Below are 2,618 nucleotides of genomic sequence, written 5' to 3'. Positions count from 1 at the left end.
CATCATTATCATTTTGATTATCTTTGCAATCCAATTCTTGGGAGATTTCTTGACTAAGAAATTGAGCCATAAATAAAAAAGAACTAGGCAATCTGTACATTATTCATAGGAGTTGTCGTTATAGTCAAGACTTGAAATTTTCTGTACTGGTTGCTATCAACCGTTACTTTTATGAGTTAGAGAGTTAAGAATTGTGGGGAGTCAATATGCAAAATCTGGGAGAAGTTTTTAAAGAATTGAGAAAGAGTCGGAATGTATCTCTACAGGAGGCGACGGGAGGAGAGTTTACTTATTCCATGTTGAGCAAATTTGAGCGTGGAGAAGCAGACCTATCATCTATGAAATTGATTACTGCCTTAGATAACATCCACTCTGATTTGAATGAATTTATGTACTTGGTACGTGGTTTTTCTCAGAAAAAGGTTTTGGCTTTTCAAGAAAATCTTTGGGATTTATATGACAGAGAAGGGATTGATTCTCTCCATTCCTTGTATGAAGAGACGACTCAAAAGTATAGATCAAGTGGTGAAACAAGCTATCTTTTACAAATGATTCGTATCAAAAGCCTTCTTGTGTTTTTTGATTCAGAAATAAGAGCAACGGATGAAGAACTGACTTTTCTCTATGACTATTTTTTTACTATTGACATCTGGGGAAATTATGAATTGGAACTATTTTCAACGATTTCTACTTTGTTTCCTCTGCCCCTCTATTTTAAATATTCTAGGGAGATGTTGCAAAAGACGGATTTATTAGGCTCTTTACCTAGTAACAAAGTTGGTATTGACACCATTTTAATTAATGGACTCTTTAAAGCGATAGAGGAAAAGGATAAATTAAAAGCAGATTATTTTATCTTTCAGATTGAAAAACGAGAATTGCCAGAATCTCAAGCTTATCTTAAAATCATTTATATGATTGCTAAAGGGTATTATGATACTATTTTTAATGTAAAAAATAAGGGTCTTGAAAAAATCCAGAGAGGCATTACAATCTTACAAGATTTAGAGTATGTAGATGGTGCAAGATACTATGAAAACTATTTTGCAAATCAGCTCTCAAATAAAGATTTGTAATATATTCTCGTTACATCAACTGATGAAAAATAAATAGGCTTGTAGGTGGATTGATAATTAGTAGTTTCTAGGCTCTAGAGTTTCTATTTGCAGAAAAAAATATATTACAAAAAAGTGGGGAGTCCCACTTTTTTTGTTAGACTGGTTTCAATGAAATACTCTTTGAAATGTGAGAAAGGCCTGTTATGAAACTATTCTTAAGACATCATTTATTTAGAATACTTACCTTATCAAGGTTTTTGAGCTCAAGTGGAGCTTATATTTATAATCTGGTATTTATCGTTTATGCTGCGAGTCTACCCTTTAAAAATATAGCAGTATTTATGGCGAATATGATTACGATTTTACCTTTTCTATTTACTTTTTATGTTGGGATTAAGGCTGATCATACTCGGAATAAAGCAGGGACAATTATCTGGGTTGGTTGTGTACAAAGTCTACTATTTCTTTTGATTGCTAGTGTGATTCAAGACCAGAACTTCGTAACGTTTGCTTTTATCTGTATGGTTAATATCTGTTCGGATATTTTATCAGATTATACAGCAGGCCTTCGTATGCCGATTATCCAGCATAATATTTCAGAAGATAAGCTCTATGAAGCCTATTCCTTTACTCAGTTTGTTTCCTATTTATCAAATCTAGGAGGTCAAGCCTTAGGAGTGTGGCTACTCACAACAAGCCACCAAAATTTTTCTTTTGTTGCAATTGTGAATGCTGGTTTCTTTTTACTATCTTCTCTCATTTTGTTCAAAAATAGAAGAGAATTGACGCATTTGTCTGTAAGTGTAGAGAATAAGTCGATTAGTTTACTTCAACAAGTTAAGGCAATCTATGCGGACATGGATGATATCTTTAGGCAGAGAGAAAGTAAATCATTGTTTAAAATGATCCTTGTCATTTTGGTAATGAATACTTTGGGAGGAGCTGTTGGAGGTATTTACCATTTTTACTTATTAGACCATACTATCTATCATCTCAGCTATGCTCAATCCCTATTTTTAATTGAATGTGTCAGCTTAGGAGGAGCTATTCTTGGTAGCTTAACTCCCCATGATTATTTTGGGAAATTGTCTTTCTCAAGTTTGTTATCGCTCAATGCAATTCTGTTTGTCTTGCTTGCTACTGCTAATATTTTAGATTTTTCTCCTGTAGTAGGTGTTGCCTGCTTAGCTTTTGTCATGTATTTGATGTCGAAATCAATGCCTAAATTAGATACTCTGTTATTGTCTAATTTGAGCGCGGATGTATTAGCTCGAAGTAATAATCTCTTGAGTATGATTTTTTCCCTAACATTACCCTTGGGGATGTCTGTATTTTCCTTCTTAGCTTTGCAAGATATCAGGCTTTGTTGGTGGGTGTTTTTGGTAGTGAGTGTGATAGGGTTGATTTTATCACTAGAAAAAAGAAGTTTTTCGGGTAAAAAATTTTAACCTAGGAAGCTAAGGCTTACTAGAAGGTCTTCCAGACTTGATCCGTGTGACGACTGTGACCTTGATTTCCCTTGTTGGTGAAACAGCTATGGCCGGTGCGGTTGGAGCCGGC

2 protein-coding genes and 2 pseudogenes are annotated in these 2,618 nt (G+C 34.4%); all 4 read left to right on the top strand.

Features of this window, described 5'->3' with window-relative positions:
• A pseudogene (locus WKI42_RS10090) lies at positions 1-76 on the top strand (ABC transporter permease); the annotation flags it as partial.
• A 130-nt stretch (positions 77-206) separates the two neighbouring features.
• Complete coding sequence (locus tag WKI42_RS10085) at positions 207-1,076, top strand: helix-turn-helix domain-containing protein (protein ID WP_049502605.1); 870 nt, start codon at positions 207-209, stop codon at positions 1,074-1,076.
• Positions 1,077-1,261: 185 nt separating this feature from the next.
• The gene (locus WKI42_RS10080; protein ID WP_368081854.1) at positions 1,262-2,506 is read left to right on the top strand and encodes a transporter; all 1,245 of its coding nucleotides are present in this window, start codon (positions 1,262-1,264) and stop codon (positions 2,504-2,506) included.
• 16 nt (positions 2,507-2,522) lie between these two features.
• Positions 2,523-2,618: pseudogene (locus WKI42_RS10075) on the top strand (ABC transporter permease); the annotation flags it as partial.

Origin of the sequence: Streptococcus pseudopneumoniae (assembly GCF_038148935.1) — a bacterium.
Taxonomy (GTDB): Bacteria; Bacillota; Bacilli; order Lactobacillales; family Streptococcaceae; genus Streptococcus; species Streptococcus pseudopneumoniae_U.
The sequence above is the reverse complement of the archived record's forward strand: the minus strand, read 5'-3'. Positions and strand labels throughout refer to the sequence as shown.